This window comes from Paenibacillus sp. SJS-P3, assembly GCF_056711585.1.
This window is the reverse complement of the sequence record NZ_CM160043.1, coordinates 2,210,932-2,225,724: the sequence shown is the minus strand read 5'-3', so window position 1 is coordinate 2,225,724 and position 14,793 is coordinate 2,210,932. Positions and strand designations below refer to the sequence as shown.

Here is a 14,793-nt window from a genome sequence, read left to right as displayed (position 1 = left end):
GGCCGGTTTCCGGAAGGATGTCCTTCTTCTTGCTTGCCATTATGCCGTTCCTCCCTTCACGGCCGGTTCGTCTTCGCCGCTTTGCGGACGGTCGGCGTACTGGATGTTGTAGACGTCCCGGTAAGGACCTTGCTGGCGGATCAGCTGCTGGTGGGTGCCGCGCTGTGTGATCCGGCCTCCGTCCAGGACGAGAATCTCGTCGGCGTCCTTGAGCGAGCTGATGCGGTGGGCGATGATGAATGTCGTCCGGCCATGCATCAGCTCCTTGAAGCCGGCCTGGATCTCATGCTCGGTCTCCATGTCGACCGCGCTGGTAGCGTCGTCGAGCACGAGGATATGCGGATTGCGGATCAAGGCGCGGGCGATCGCGATGCGCTGCTTCTGGCCGCCCGAGAGGCCCATGCCGCGCTCGCCGACGAGCGTGTCGTAGCCGAGCGGCAGCTCCATGATGAATTCATGGGCTTTGGAGAGCTTGGCTGCGCGTTCGATCTCCTCCATGGTGGCGTCTTTGTTGGCATAAGCGATATTGTCGCGGATCGAGGCCGAGAACAGGAAGGTTTCCTGGAAGACGGTCGCGATCTGGCTGCGCAGGCTCTGCACGTCGACGTTGCGGATGTCGAAGCCGTCGATCGTGATCCGGCCCTGCTTGACGTTGTAGGCATGCATCAGCAGCTGGATGATCGTGCTCTTGCCGGAGCCTGTGCCGCCCAGCAGGCCGATCACCTTGCCCGCAGGGGCGTCGAAGCTGATGTCGCGCAGGGCAGGCTCCTTGTCCGCATAAGAGAAGGTGACGTTTTCAAACCGGACATGGCCTTTGATCGTATCCTTCTCGAGGACGACCGCGTCCTCGACGCTTTTCACATGGACGTAGGAATGGAGAAGTTCGAGCACGCGCTCCCCGGAAGCCTTGGACTGCGTGTAGTTGTTGATCAGGAAGCCGATGTTCCACATCGGACCGATGATGTACCAGATCATGCTGAAGAAGGCGACAAGCTCCCCGAGCGTCAGAGGCCCGTCGATGACCCGCAGGCCCCCGGCCACGAGCAGGATGACGACGCCCATATTGGCAAGCAGCTCCATGAGCGGGAAGAAGCGCGCCCAGATGGCCGCGGCCCCGACCTGATTGTTCTGATAGGCGGTGCTGCGCACCGAGAATTTCTCCACCTCATGCGATTCCCTAGCGAAGGATTTCACCGTACGGACGCCGGTGATGTTCTCCTGGACCGCCGTCGTCAGATGGCTGAGCGCCTGCCTCATCTCGCGGAAGGCGGGATGGATGTTCTTCTCGAAGCGGATCGCCGCGAAGGCGAGCAGCGGGATCGTGACGAGCGTCATCAGCGTCAGCTGCCAGTCGATGCTGAGCATCATGATGCCGCCGAACAGGATCATGAGCACCGTGTTCAGGATCTGGGCGAAGCCGAAGCCGACGAACTGGCGGATAGCCTCCAGGTCCGCGGTAAGGCGGGACATGAGGTCTCCGGTTTTGGCCGTGTCGTAATAGGGATAGCTGAGCTCCTGAAGCTTGGCATAGGAAGCATTCCGCATCCGGTAAGCGACGCGGTTGCCGAGCCTGCCGCCGAAAAAGCCGCTCAGGAAGTTGAGGCATCCCTTCAGCGACACGACGGCTACGACGGTCAGGGACAGCGCAGGCACGACTCCCCAATTCTTCGTCTGGATGACGTCGTCGATCAGATACCGAAGCAGGTTCGGATACACCAGGCCGAGCGCCGTCGCGCAGGCCAGGCACAGGATCGAGGCGAAGATGAACTTTCGCTCGACCCAGTAAAACGGCTTGAGATTCTTGAAAACCTCCAAGTTGATGTCTCCCCCATTTGTTAGGTTTGGTGATGGAAATCTTTGCAATATGGATGAATGTTATCAGCATCCCTCTCCTCCGGCAAACGCCTTCAGAAGCCGAATATCCACCTCTGCCCCGCTCAGGGATAGTGAGGGAAGCCCGAGGGGGGGTATTCTCCGAATAATCACGTTATTGTCACTCGCATGACACATTTTCGCCAAAATATGCTTAAAAAGAGTCTTTTTGTTGAAAACGGATTAATTCGTTCTTTACCGGAATGAATGCAGCGGCATTGTTCCGAAGGGGAGAAAAGGCTGGATTCAGCCGGGTTTTACGGCTTTTTCGATAAAGCTTTGTCAGCCTGAATGGCCCCGCTTTGGCGGGACAGAAGCTGGATTTGCTTGGCAAAAAGCGGAATGGAATGCATGGGAGGGGCTGCGCTGACGAAGAAAAGCACGGCCTCATATGGAGGCCGTGCAGGGAAGGAAGATGGCGGTTATATCGAAGCTTGCAGCCGATCCAATCCGCCGCGCATCTCGCGCAGCGATTCGAGGCCGCTGTTGTCCTGGAGCGACAGCCTCGTTCCGTCGGAATATCGGATAAAGGCTTCCGACAAAGCCGACATGGCCTCTTCAAGGCCGGATGCAAGCCGGGAGGCATAAGCCGCCTTCCAGTCTTGGCCGGCGGCATCCATCCATACGCGGATGGACGCGCCAAGCTTCGCCTCCAGCTCGTCGCGCAGCTTCTTCTTGCCCTCTCCCTCGAAGAAGCTCCGCGGATTGCGGAACATTCCATAGAGCCACTTGGCCTCCACGGTATCGCATTTCCACGGGGAAGGCTCCAGCGGAGCCGGGAAGGCGATGCTTTCGTACGGTTCCGGCATGAAGCCGGGAAGACGGTGCTTGAGCTTCGCGGCGCTCTCCTCGTAGCGTTTGCGGATGAGCGAATTGCCGGCGCTCTCCAGCCGGAGCGTCGTCGCCAGCAGCTCTTGGGAGAGCTCCATCTGCAGCATCCGCTGCAGCTCCAGCCACGAGGTCCATACCGCGCGCCGCAAATCCCGTCCGTCGTCCTGCAGGCTGGCGGGATTGAAGGCGTATTGGTAGAACTCGCCGAAACCGTACTGGATCCGCTGCCGGATGTAGTAGAACAGCTCCTGCAGCTCCTTGTCCAGCTCTGCGGCCGGCACGTTCCCGCGGGCTTCGCTCGGCAGCTGCAGCGCTTCGGAAGCAAGCTCCTGAAGCCGCTGGAGCTCCGCAGCCCGGCTGCCCGCGTCGCCTTCGGCAGCGGCGAGCCAGCTGTCGATGACGGAGACGGAGCGGCTGATCTCCATGTCCGCCGCCTGCACGGCCAGCGAGCCGAGCTCGTCGCGCGTGAAGGAGAGGAAGCTGCGCTCGAAGGCCGGGATGCCCGAACGCTCCAGCTTCTCGCTGTCACCGGACTGCTTGCCCTGCAAGCCGAGCAGGCTCGAGACCGGATACAGTCTCGGGAACCTGATGCCATGCTGCAGCAGGTTGCTCTCCACATGGCCGAGCACGTCCTTCAGCTCTCCTTCCGAGGAAGCCAGATCGGCCGCGTTGACGAGGAAGAACATTTTGTCGAGCTCGAACTGGTCCTTCACCCTTCCAAGCTGCATCAGGAACTGCCGGTCGGCTTGCGAGAACGCGTGATTGTAATAGGTGACGAACAAGATCGCGTCCGCATTCTTGATATAGTTGAAGGCGACTCCCGTATGGCGGGCGTTGACGGAATCGGCTCCCGGGGTGTCCACGAGCACGATGCCCTGGTCGGTCAGCGGCGAGCTGTAATAAAGCTCGATTTCGCGCACGAAGCAGGAACGGCTTTCTTCCGCCACGTAGCGCCTGTACTCTTCCTCGCCGACGCGCAGCTCCTGTCCGAGCAGCGGCGAGAGCTCCGGCCAGCCGGCAAGCGCCGCCTTGAGGAAGCTGTAATGAGGCCGTCCGGCGGCGTGGATGCCGTCCGGCTGCAAGGCTCCCATCCGGCGCAGCAGCTCCTCCTCGCTGGAGGCGGAGGCGTCTTCGCCGAGAAGCGACAGCGAGTAGCGCAGGTCGTCGAGCAGATCATCCCGCGACTTCATCGAGACGCGGGCCGTTCCATGCGGCTGCTCCGCCGTCGGAGCGAGGATGCGGTTGATCGCCGCCGTCGTCGGATTCGGCGACACCGGCAGCGCGCGCTCGCCGATCAAGGCGTTGGCGAGCGAGGATTTGCCTGCGCTGAATGCGCCGAACAGCGCGATCGTGAAGCGGCTCGCGCCGAGACGCGCCGCGCGGGCGAGCATCGCGTCGGCCGCTCCGGCCAGCGCCGGATGCGGCGCCAGCAGCGCCGCCGCGGCGCGGAGCCGCTCGGCGGCCGCCCGCTGCGGCGCGAGCGCGCCGGCTGCGGCGCCGGCGCGCTCGCCGCTGGCGCGCTGTGCCGGCGCCGCTGGCGCAGCGCCCGCTGCCGGCTGCGCGGCCGGCACGGCGGCCGCCGCCGGCGCAGCCGCGGCCGCGCGGCGCGGCGCGGGCAGCGCCGGGCGCTGCGGCGCCGGCGGCAGCTGCGCCGCAAGCCGCGCGGCGCGCTCGCCTGCGGCGGCGTCCAGCGCCGCCAGCTGCGCCAGCGCGCCGGCGCGGGCGCCGAGCGCCGCGAGGCCTGCCCGCGCCTCGGCTGCGGCAGCGGCAGCGGCCGGCGCAGCGCAGGCGGCGAGCGCTTCGGCCGCCTCGCCGGCGGCGCGGCGCAGCCGCCCCTTGATCTCCACGGCCGCTTCGCGCGTGTAGACGAGCGTATACTCGCCGCCGAATACGGCTCCCGTATTCACGCGCCCGGCCAGCCAATCGATGTCCGGACGCCAGCTGAGCCCATCCTCGAGCGTTTGCTCCCATGCTTCGCGCTCCGCCCCTGCAAGGCCGGCTTCGTCGGCAGCCTTGCGGAGCAGATCCCCCAGATGCCATACGGCAGCCGCCTGGATCTGGCGGTTCAGGTCATCGCGGAACGCTTCTGCGCGCCGCTGCTGCTCCGCCGCCGTCTTGGCGCCTGCGAACAGCAAGCCGGTCTTGAAGCCCGGCCTGCGGCTGTCGAGGAACTCGGCCGCGAGATCTCGCGTGGCGGCAGGCATCAGGCTGGCGTTGTCCAACAGCTTGACGATATCAGCTTTCAAGGATGCTTCCATGGCAGCCGGCCTGCTGTCCGCTTCCTCCACCTCGGCCTCCAGGCTCGCGATCCTCTCCGCAAGCGCGGCCCTTTCCTCTTCGCTGCCGGCTTCATCCTGAAGCTTCTGCCGCTGCGCCTCCTCCTCTTCGGCGGCCGAGCGCAGGGAAGCCCGCACCAAATGGCGCAGCGAGGCGTCCACGCTCCATTGCGACAGCTCCTCGCGCTCCTCCGCCAATTCCTTCAGCAGCCCTTCGAGGGAGGCGAACTCGCTGCCGGGATGATCCGGCTCGCGCAGAGACAGATAAAGAATGCCGGCCGGCTCCAGATGCCAGCTGCGGAATGCCTCCTCGACGCTGTTCCGGTACTCCTCGAACGGCAGCTCCTCCTCGCGGTGCTTGTCGATCTGGTTGACGATCAGATAGAGGGGCTTGCCCCAATCCTTCAATCCTTTGGCGAACTCGAAGTTGATTTCCGACTGGACGTGGTTGTAATCCATCACATAGAACACCGCATCAGCCAAATGCAGGGCCGACTCCGTCGCCATCCGGTGCGCATCGTCCGTCGAGTCGATGCCCGGCGTATCCAGCAGAACGGTCGAAGAGCCTAGGCGGGGAATCGGATAAACGATATCGACGGAGATGAACTCCTCGCCGTTTTTGCAATAGTCGTCCAGACGCAGCGGATCCGCCTCGAAGGTCGTCTCCTTGCCGTCCGCAAGCGCCCGGATGATCGCACGGGCCGGCTCGCCGCTGCGGATGGACACGACATTGGCGCTCGTCGGGATCGGACTGGACGGCAGCAGCTGCTTCCCGCACAGCGCGTTCACAAGCGTCGATTTTCCCGCGGAGAAGTGGCCGCAAAAAGCGACCGTAAGCAGCCCGCTCTCCAGCTTGGCGGACAGCTGCTCCGCCCGCTGCGCGTTGCCATGGTCCCCTGCCGAGCCGAATCCGGCCTGCAGGCTGGCCGCAGCCCGGGCCAATGCCGCCTCTCGGTCCGTCGCCGCGGTCCTGTTGCTCTCTTGTAGTCCGTTCATGATTCTCTCTCCCTGTCTTCCTCTGATCGGAGCGGCCCAAGCATCGGGCCATCTCCCTTCCCGCGATCCGTTGCATAGCCGCATCGGCGGCTCGCCTGCCCTCTTACGAGAGGCGGGCATCGCCTGTCAGCCGCGGCCGGATACGTCAAACAGCCGCCCTTGAACGCAAGGACGGCTGCTTGTTCTCTTGATTCGGAGCATCTCCCTGCTTAAACCGCCGGAGCCTCGTCGTCCTCATCCGTCGGAATGCAGATTTCGAACACGTTGCCGTGCTGAAGAATCGTAATGTTGCGCTGCTTCTCGCGCATCACGACAACTTCGGGCTTCTGGCGCATGCGCTCCAGGTACTGGGCCGGCAGATCGCCGGAGCCGCTCACCGTTACGCCTTCAATGACGAGATCCTCGTTCTCTCCCGGAGGAGATTCCATGACCTGCTCGTAAATATCGGAGAACAGACCAAAATCATTCGTGAATACGCTGATGCATTTCATCGTTTCATCATCCTTTGCTCAGGGGGTTGGAAGCGGCGGCTCGCTTGTTCGAAGCCGCTGCGGGTTTCGTGGTCGTGCAGGCAGCTTTCATTCGGCGCTGGCCTTCCTTGCACATGTCGAGCAGCGGGCAGATGTCGCATTTCGGCTGCTGCGCCTTGCAATGGTACCGGCCGAAGAAGATGAACCGATGATGAGTAAGCGTCCATTCCTCTCGGGGAACTTTGCGCATCAGCTTCTTCTCGACCTCAAGGACGCTATCCTCTTGCTTTGCCAAGCCGAGACGCTTTGATACCCGTTCGACATGAGTGTCGACCGCGATGGCGGGAACGCCGAATGCATTGGAGACGACGACATTGGCCGTCTTCCTCCCGACGCCGGGAAGCTCGGTCAGCTGGTCATGCCGCTCGGGGATTTCTCCTCCGTAGCGCTCCAACAGTATCCGGCACAGCTTCTGGATGTTGGCCGCCTTGTTGCGGAACAGCCCGATGCGCCGGATATCCTGCTGCAGCTCCTCCAGGTCGACGGCCAAATAATCCTCGGGCGTACGGTATTTCTGGAACAAGTCCGCCGTCACCCGGTTCACGGTCTCATCCGTGCACTGGGCCGACAGCAGGACGGCAATCGTCAACTCGAACGGATTGGCATGGTTCAACTCGCAATGGGCATCCGGGAACATCTCGGCCATCGTGTCCAGAATGCGCCGCATCTTATCCGAAGCCTTCATGGTCATTAACTCTCCCTAGTTGCACTGTCGTTCAAAGTTTAGCGAATATCCACGCGCCATGCAACCGGAAATCATCCCTTGAACGAAAAAAAGACCCCGCGAGGGGTCTTTTTTACAATAATTCATCAAACCGCCATGAGCGTCATGCCTTGGCAGCCTCAAGCAGCTTGCCTTCGAACAGGTACAGAACGAGGCTGTCCCCGTCCTTGAGCGACTCGGGAGTAACCGGCTGGCCGCCCGCCGTAATGAGCGTGGACGATGAATAAGCGAAGCGGTAATCGTTGTCGTTGACACCCGATTTCCTCATCAGAAGCTGGCCGGCTGCGGCATCCACCTTCCAGAATGTTTTCGCCACTCCGGCATTGACTGTGACGACGACGGCACCGTCTGCATTCTTCTTCACTTCAACCCGGTCTCCTGCAGCCAGAGTCGAAGCGCTCGATCCCGCGCTTCCTCCTTTGACGATGGAGAAGCCGCTTCCGAGCGGAAGCGTCTGGCTTGAGCCGCCATATTCCTGCAGCGTGATGGAGTCGGCAGAGGCAGCGGCGATTTTGCCGTACGTCACTTTGACGAGCGAGACGGCTGTCGGCGTGCTGCCGACATAAGTGACGTTGACCGTCTGTCCCGCGGCGAAGCCGGCGAACGCCAGGGCGCTTCCATCCGTTCCTTTGAGGACAAGGCTGCCGGCAGTCACCGTCGTCCGGCTTCCGTCGGCTGCTTGCAGCGAGAGCGCTTTGGCTGCCGCGTCGACCGTCGTGATCTTGTACTGGACATTCTGGTTGACGCGCAGCGCTGCTGCCTTGGTCTGGCTGGCGTCGAGGAGCGCCGTCACCCTCATGCCGTTCTTGATATCCGCCACGCCGGTCCCGCTGCGGCCGTACCACTCGACTCCGAGAGCATCGAACGGAAGCGTCACCGACGAGCCGTCATCCAGCGACAGAGCCAGCGTCTTGGTGGCCGTATTCAGCATAACGACGGAGCCGGTATATTGGTAGACGACCCGCACCAGCATGGCGTCGCTGCCGGAATAACCGACCGTAACCCGCTGTCCTTGACGGAGCAGAGGCGCGGCCGACGCGAGATTGAGCGTCGTTCCGTTCATCTCGAACTTGGTCTTGTCCGACAGCTGCAAGGCGGCCAGCTTGCCGTTGGTTCCCTTGACCGTCAATGCCTTCTGATCGCTGCTGTAGCTGAGAATCTCCGCTCCTGTCAGCGTGCTGAGCGAACGGTTCGTCACCTTGATGCTCGTCACCTTGCCTCCGGCATCGAGGACGAGCTCAAGCTGGTCGTCCTTGTACAGATCGCCCAGCACCGGCTGCTCCACACCAGGAATGACCAGAGTGACCGATTCGGACAAATAGTTGGACTGCAGGGAATTGCCTGCCAGCACCGTCAGGATGCCGTCGCTGATGTTGCTGAACTTTCCTTGGACGGACGCGCTTCCCGCCGTCGTCACTTTGACGGATACAAGCACGCTGTCCTTCACCGTATAAGTGACGGCATCGCCTGCCTTCAAGCCAGAGAGGCCCCCTTCGAGCACTCTGCCGTCCCAGCCGATGACGGCCAGGCTTGGAGAAGCCGTCCATGTCTCGTCCGCTCCGGCGGCCGTCTTGACGCTCAGCGCGCCGTTGCCTGCGGCAGCCACGGTTCCGGAGCCGTCCTTCGATACCGGAGCCGACTTCACGATGACTTCAAGCCCCAGCGGCTTGTCCCGGAAGGCATCCTCCTTCACCTGAACCTGGCTGTCCACCGTCAGATCGGCCAGTCCGAGCTTCGTTCCGTCCATTTTTTTGACGACCAGAGACGAATCGTACTGGATTTCGACCGGATTGTCGCCGACCCACAGCCAGATCTTGTTCTGAGCCGCCACGACTCTCGATACGGTTCCTTCGATCGTCTTGACCTGCTGGTCCGGATCCGTCTGTTCGACGTAGAGGGCATCCATCCCTCCGCCGAGAATGCGGACATGCGTATACAGCGTCAGCTCCGAGGACGATTTGAGCGAAGCATCCGAATCGAAGCGGTAGAAGCGGGAATCCGCCGCCAGATTGAACGTCTGGATCCCTTGATCGGTATACACCGATACGCTGGCCCCGTTGATCGCCGTGAGGATGCCGCCGGTTTCACCCGGATAAGCGACCGGAGCGACCTGCTGCGCCCTGCTGAACAGCGTGGCCGCCTGTGCCCGGTTGACGGCTGCCGCCGGTTGGAACTGCATCGGCGTGACGCCCGTGACCATGCCGAGCGAACCCGCAGCATTGATGTAGCCGACATAACCGGCGCCGATCGAAGCTCCGTCCTGGAAAGCGGATGCTCGGGAAGCAAGCTCCTGCGCCAGGCTTGTCTTGCCTGCGGCCCTGACGATCAGCTTCGTCAGCCATTCGCGCGAAGCGGGCGAGCTGCCCCATTCGCCCTTGGCGGATTCCGCCGTTTTGAACTCCGCCCTTTCCTCGAGCAGGCCGAGCTTGATCGCCAGCGCTATGTAAGGCTTGTAGTAATTGTTCACCTTGAACGATTCCGGGAAGATGACCGCCTGCTGCAGGTCGGCTTCCTTTTCCTTGCCCATGAACCGCAGAGCCATCACGACCGCTTCTTGGCGGCTTACGTTGGCCGCAGGTCTGAAATTGCCGTTTTCTCCCACGATGATTCCCTGCAGAGCAAGCTTGACGATGTTCTTTTCAGCCCAATGGCCTTGTTTGACATCGGCAAAAAACGATGATGGCGCGGTTGCAGATACGGCCGTCCCCCCTAAGGCAGAAGAAGCCGCTGCAGCTGCAGCGGCCGGTCCTCCTGCCAGGAGGGAGAGGGCGATCATGCCCGTAGCGATATGATAGGATGGCGAACGATGCATTTTCCGTCTCTCCCTTAGCAACAAGTATGGATTATGGATTGCTCTTCTTCATCGGATGTTCAAGCTCCATATGCCCCATGAGGGTTTCGGCAGCCTGACCGTCCACGAGAAGATCGAAGGTTTGAACATCATCGAACTGGAATACGGTTTTGCGGATCGCCTCAAGCGCGAATTCCTCGCCGGCTCCTCCGAGACGGGATTCGTCCGGAATATGGATATCGGCTGTCGCCGCGCCGTCCTTGAGCGACACCTTCTTGAATTCCACTCCCTTCCAAAGGGAGATGGTTCCTTCCCGATCGTCTCCGGCCAGCGCTTCCAGAGCGGCTGCGAGCTTCTCCTCGGCGCTGCCGTAGCTGATCTCGGCCTTGACGGCCTTCAGTTCCAGCAGCTGATCGTCGGTCTGATAGATCGAGATTTCCTGCTTCACTTGATCGGACTCCTTGACGGCTCCAATGCCGCCTGCCGCGCTCGAGCCCTTGCCGCTGCCTTCGGCAGCTGCCGGCGAGGGAGAAGGAGCGGCGGAAGGCGATGGGGAGACGGCAGCGGGCTCGGATGCTCCCGCATTGCCGGATGCTCCCGCCCCCGGTCCGGCCGTTTCCCTTGCTCCGCAAGCCGAAAGGCTAAGTGCGATCGCGGCGGCGGTCAAGAGCACCGCTGTCTTGTTCATGCGTCGGTTCATAGGCGCTCAAGCCTCCTCAGTTCAATTTCAAATATTCCTTGATTCCGTCTACCAATGCTTGCGCGATCTCGTTCTGCTTCTGCTCGTTGAACAGGATTGCCTCATCCTTCGAATTCGTCAGGAATCCGGATTCCGTCAGGATGGCGGGCATGGTCGTCTTCTTGATGACGACGAATCCGGCTGTCTGGACCTTGCGGTCCGTCAGTCCCGTCGCCGCCAGAAGATGTCTATGGACGATGTCGGCGAACGTCTTGCTGTCCGCCCGGTTGTAGAAGGTTTCGGTGCCGGACGCTGAAGACCCCGGCAGGGCATTCGCGTGGATGGAAATGAACAGATCGGCGTTCAGCCTGTTGGCGATCGCAGCTCTCTCGTCCAGCGCGATGAACGTATCGTCCGAGCGGGTCAGAATCGGCTGGATGCGAGGCTCGGCCTTCAGCAGGGCATTCACTTTGAGGGCGATGGCAAGGTTGAAGGATTTCTCGGTCTTCTTGCTGATTCCGATCGCTCCCGGATCCTGCGCGCCATGGCCCGCATCGACGACAACCTTGTAGATCTTGTCGCCCGAAGGAGTCGTCGGCGTTGTCGGCACAGATTCCAGCGCGCCGAGCAGGCTGAGCTGAATCATGCCCTCGCCTTTCGTCACCGTATACTCGGCCGCAGCTTGAAGATCCCAGACGACGCGGACCGTCGAAGGCTTGTCCGAATAATAGGAATAGCGGACCTTCGTCAGCAGCTGGCTGTCGATGACCACTTCCCCCATCTTGGCGCTCGTCGCCGTGAAGCCATTGGCGAAGTCCGCCGCGAACGACGCTGCCGGAATATCCATGACGATCCGGTCAGGACCTGTCATGAGGAACGGCTGCGAATCGCCGACCGTCCCTGTGTAGGCGATCGTCGTCGTTCCGATTCCGTCGTAACTGATCGACGTGATCAGTCCCGTCGCGTCGGCCGGCGCGGTAGAGCCGCCGCTCCCCGGCGTCGGTGTCGGCGTCTCGCTGCCCGGCGTCGGTGTCGGGGTCTCGCTTCCCGTCCCGCCGCTGCCTGGCGTCGACGCCGGGGTCGGCGTCGGCGTTGGAGTCGGCGTAGGCGTTGGAGTCGGGGATGGCGTTGCGCCGCCTGATCCATTGCCCGAGGAAGCCTCATTCTGATACAGATACACGGACTTGGACGGAGAGTCGTAGTAGACCTCGAGCCCCATGTTCTCGCTGATGAAACGAAGCGGAACCATCGTCGTGCTTGTCGAGCCGGCACCCATAATCTTGGCAGGAGTCGGCAATGCGACCGAAAGGCCGTTCACCGTAGCAATCTTTTTGTTGATGGTCAACTCAATCATGCTTTTGCCGTTATGTATGCTTACTTGCTTTGCCGCCTTGTCCCAAGTGACGTCAAAACCCATCCCCTCGGCTACCGTCCGGATCGGAATATACGTCGTATCCTTCTCGATGCGGGGCGCCGATGCCGACTGAAGCTCCTGGCCGTTCAAATACAGCTTGGGAGTCTTCGTGGCGGCGGATGCGGATCCTGCGAACGCGGTTACGAACAGAGCCAAAAACACCAGCAACATTGCAGCTTTCTTCATCATTCACCTCTAGAACCTGGATTGACCCTTCCTTCACTCAGCCGGCGGCTCCGCTGTCATGAAGTCAGGCAGAAAATTAGACGCTGTTCGCCAAGCAAAGTTGCGAAATAAAAGGAACCTTGCCACCTTTTTTTTCGTCAAAAAGGGTTGACTTTTGAAGTCTGCCTATGATTCATTCCGCGAACAAAGCAGGCCGTCCCCTGTCAGGGACGGCCTGTCGCTGTCTTGACGCCGAGCAAGCGGACACAGCTGACGAGCCTGCCACGGCCCATTTCCAATGAATCAGTACAATCCCAGATACTCCTTGATCCCGTCCGCTAGCGCTTGGGCGATCCGGTTCTGGCTCTGCTCGTCGAAGAGGACGGTCTCGTCCCTGGCATTGGTGAGGAATCCCGACTCCGTAAGCACGGCCGGCATAACCGTTTCCTTGATGACGACAAAGGCGGCCGTCTTCACCTTCCGGTCGGGCAGGCCGGTTGCGGCGATCAGATGTTTGTGCACGATATCGGCCAGCGCCTTGCTGTCGGCCCGGTAAAAATAGGTTTCGGTCCCCGAAGCCGGAATGTCGAGCGAATTCGCATGGATCGACAGGAACAGGTCGGCGCCCATCCGGTTGGCGAATTCCGCGCGCGGCTTCAGATCGATGCTCGCGTCGTCCGTCCGGGTCATGATCGGCTGGATGCGGGGATCGGCAGCCAGCAGCGCGTTCAGCTTGAGGGCTACGGCCAAATTGAACGCTTTCTCCAATTTGCCGGACAGGCTGATAGCCCCGGGCGCGCTGCCTCCATGTCCTGCGTCGATGACGACCTTGTAGATGCGGTCGCCGGATGGAGCCGCGGGATTTGCGGGAACAGCCTGCCCCGCGCCGAGCAGTCCCAGCTGGATCACTCCGTCGGATTTGAGCAGCGTATACGTCACGGCCGGCGCGACATCCCACACCACCCTGACCGTCGTCGGCTGTTCCGTCAAATAGGCATACCTGATTTTGCTCAAGAGAGGTCCGTCCACCGTCAGTTCGCCGGATTGGCTTGAGCCGGACTGGATGCCGAACGAGTCCGCGAACGATGAAGCCGGCATATCCAGGACGATCCGGTCCGGGCCCGTCATGAGGAACGGTTCCGCAGCCGTTATGGCGCCCTGATAAGATATCGTCGTCGTGCCGATTCCGTCATAAAGGATCGATGTGACGGAGCCTGCGGCTGACACGGGCGACGATCCGGAGCCGTCTCCGGCCTGGCCTGCGGGTCCTGTTCCTCCGGGCTGCGGGGAACCGGCGCCGGAACCTGCCCCTCCGGAGCCGGCCGCCCCGCCTTGAGGATCGACGTTCTCGCTGTCCGCCGGAGCCTGCTCTTCCCCTTCGGCCGCGTATGGCTGGTATAAGTACACGGACTTGGCTGGAGCGTCGTAATAAACACTCAGACCCATATTCTCGCTGACGAAACGGAGCGGTACCATCGTCGCCGCGCTCGCCGACGTCCCCATGATCCGTGCCGGAACCGGAAGCGCAGCCTTCTGCCCGTTCACCAGAGCCGTCTTTTTGTCGATCGTGAGCTCGATTGCGCTTGTGCCGTTACGGATGCCTACTTTTTTGGAAGACTTGTCCCAATCGACGTCGAAGCCCATTCCTTCGGCGACCGTCCGGATGGGAATATAGGTTGTATCCTTGTCGATCCTGGGAGCGGCCGCCGTAAGCTCCGTCCCGTCCAAATAGAGCTTGGGAGCTTTCGCTGCGGCGGCGGAATGTCCCGGAACCGATGCCAGGAGCATGGCTGCCATCGCCAGCAGCGTTGCTGTTTTTTTCATCATCCACCTCAGGTATATGGATTGTCCTCCAAGCCTGCAGCTCGCTTCGTCTATGGCTTGAATGCCGAACAGAAAAACAGACGTATTTTGCCGGAATAGGTTGCAAATATATGGATCATTCGCCATTTTTTATTTTCCGGAAAGCCTAGCGGCGGACAAGATGGAGAACGGCATCCATGATGATCGGCAATTGGTCGGAAGCCTCCCTCTCCGACCAAGCCTGCACGGATGCCTCTCCCGCCTCGCCGATTGGTTGAGGAACAGATAATCGAGCTGGCAGACGGGCTTTGGTGAAGGAGGATAAGTCGGAATTTCCATCCCTCCCGGAGCGGTCCTCCAATCGTTCAGCAGCTCCAGCAGCTCCAGCAGCTGAAGCGGATAGCGCGACAGGATTCCATTGCCGTATTCGCCGCCCTCCAGATCGATGGACCGGCCGAATTGGACATGAGACAGCCCCGTCAGCTCCGCCAGGCGCATCATCTGGTCGACTCCGCCGCTCCTGGACACGAATCGGTCGACCTCTTGAAGAAAGACGATATCCGGGCCGGCTCCGGCGATGACGGCTGCCGTCCGCTGGATGTCCATGGCTCCGTCCATTCCCATGCCATGCTGGATATTGCAGGTCATGAAGCGGATGTTGCGGCTCTCGGGCTGCTGTCTCCGGCATGATGACGATCCCTCCTTATTTATG

At 61.3% G+C, this 14,793-nt stretch carries 9 protein-coding genes; all 9 read right to left on the bottom strand.

Annotation, left to right across the window (positions count from 1 at the left end):
* Positions 1-39 precede the first annotated feature (39 nt).
* Positions 40-1,815, bottom strand: a complete 1,776-nt coding sequence (locus AC06G8_RS10230; RefSeq protein WP_447665273.1) for an ABC transporter ATP-binding protein — start codon at positions 1,813-1,815, stop codon at positions 40-42.
* Between the two features lie 479 nt (positions 1,816-2,294).
* Positions 2,295-5,975 (bottom strand): dynamin family protein, encoded by a 3,681-nt coding sequence (locus tag AC06G8_RS10225; RefSeq protein ID WP_480285207.1) that lies wholly within the window; start codon positions 5,973-5,975, stop codon positions 2,295-2,297.
* Positions 5,976-6,184: 209 nt separating this feature from the next.
* The gene (locus AC06G8_RS10220; RefSeq protein WP_021879354.1) at positions 6,185-6,466 is read right to left on the bottom strand and encodes a hypothetical protein; all 282 of its coding nucleotides are present in this window, start codon (positions 6,464-6,466) and stop codon (positions 6,185-6,187) included.
* Positions 6,467-6,473: 7 nt separating this feature from the next.
* Positions 6,474-7,190 carry an endonuclease III gene (gene nth / locus AC06G8_RS10215; protein ID WP_480285206.1) on the bottom strand — a complete coding sequence of 239 codons (717 nt, stop codon included), beginning with the start codon at positions 7,188-7,190 and terminating at the stop codon, positions 6,474-6,476.
* Positions 7,191-7,332: 142 nt separating this feature from the next.
* Positions 7,333-10,041, bottom strand: a complete 2,709-nt coding sequence (locus AC06G8_RS10210) for an S-layer homology domain-containing protein (RefSeq protein WP_480285205.1) — start codon at positions 10,039-10,041, stop codon at positions 7,333-7,335.
* A 31-nt stretch (positions 10,042-10,072) separates the two neighbouring features.
* A complete protein-coding gene (locus AC06G8_RS10205; RefSeq protein WP_480285204.1) occupies positions 10,073-10,720 on the bottom strand; it encodes a GerMN domain-containing protein in 648 nt (215 codons plus the stop codon).
* A gap of 16 nt (positions 10,721-10,736) precedes the next feature.
* The gene (locus AC06G8_RS10200) at positions 10,737-12,284 is read right to left on the bottom strand and encodes an N-acetylmuramoyl-L-alanine amidase (protein WP_480285203.1); all 1,548 of its coding nucleotides are present in this window, start codon (positions 12,282-12,284) and stop codon (positions 10,737-10,739) included.
* A 297-nt stretch (positions 12,285-12,581) separates the two neighbouring features.
* Entirely contained in the window at positions 12,582-14,105 is a 1,524-nt protein-coding gene (locus AC06G8_RS10195) for an N-acetylmuramoyl-L-alanine amidase (RefSeq protein WP_480285202.1), read from the bottom strand.
* Between the two features lie 126 nt (positions 14,106-14,231).
* On the bottom strand, positions 14,232-14,729 hold the full coding sequence (locus AC06G8_RS10190; protein ID WP_480285201.1) for an endonuclease/exonuclease/phosphatase family protein: 498 nt from the start codon (positions 14,727-14,729) through the stop codon (positions 14,232-14,234).
* Positions 14,730-14,793: the final 64 nt, after the last annotated feature.

Bases quoted from the DNA above. Each gene is read 5' to 3' on its own strand.
- AC06G8_RS10220 (WP_021879354.1), bottom strand. From the start codon at position 6,466: ATGAAATGCATCAGCGTATTCACGAATGATTTTGGTCTGTTCTCCGAT.
- AC06G8_RS10200 (WP_480285203.1), bottom strand. From the start codon at position 12,284: ATGTTGCTGGTGTTTTTGGCTCTGTTCGTAACCGCGTTCGCAGGATCC.
- AC06G8_RS10210 (WP_480285205.1), bottom strand. From the start codon at position 10,041: ATGCATCGTTCGCCATCCTATCATATCGCTACGGGCATGATCGCCCTC.
- AC06G8_RS10205 (WP_480285204.1), bottom strand. From the start codon at position 10,720: ATGAACCGACGCATGAACAAGACAGCGGTGCTCTTGACCGCCGCCGCG.
- AC06G8_RS10225 (WP_480285207.1), bottom strand. From the start codon at position 5,975: ATGAACGGACTACAAGAGAGCAACAGGACCGCGGCGACGGACCGAGAG.
- AC06G8_RS10190 (WP_480285201.1), bottom strand. From the start codon at position 14,729: ATGACCTGCAATATCCAGCATGGCATGGGAATGGACGGAGCCATGGAC.
- nth (WP_480285206.1), bottom strand. From the start codon at position 7,190: ATGAAGGCTTCGGATAAGATGCGGCGCATTCTGGACACGATGGCCGAG.
- AC06G8_RS10195 (WP_480285202.1), bottom strand. From the start codon at position 14,105: ATGATGAAAAAAACAGCAACGCTGCTGGCGATGGCAGCCATGCTCCTG.